The organism is Cupriavidus sp. SIMBA_020, from assembly GCF_046535395.1.
Classification (GTDB): Bacteria; Pseudomonadota; Gammaproteobacteria; order Burkholderiales; family Burkholderiaceae; genus Cupriavidus; species Cupriavidus campinensis.
The window spans coordinates 1-257 of record NZ_JAWRWU010001041.1 but is presented as its reverse complement, the minus strand read 5'-3'; the positions used below and the strand labels follow the sequence as shown (position 1 = coordinate 257).

1 protein-coding gene is annotated in these 257 nt (G+C 64.2%); it reads left to right on the top strand.

Annotated features, from left to right (window positions below; genetic code table 11):
* The coding region (locus tag SB751_RS32645; protein ID WP_410749336.1) for an AMP-binding protein at positions 1–257 on the top strand (257 nt) is incomplete at both ends.

Here is a 257-nt window from a genome sequence, read left to right as displayed (position 1 = left end):
GGGTAATCCGAAGGGCGCGACGCTGACGCACAGCAACGTCGTCAACAACGCGCGCTATATCGCGATGGCAATGCGGCTGACCGAGCAGGATAGCCTGTGCATCCCCGTCCCGCTTTATCTCTGTTTCGGCATGGTGCTCGCGGTGCTGGCGTGCGTGTCGGTCGGGGCGAACATGGTGTTTCCGGGCGAAGCTTTCGATCCGGCCGCAACGCTGGCCGCCGTCGCGGAAGAAAAGTGCACCGCGCTGCACGGTGTGC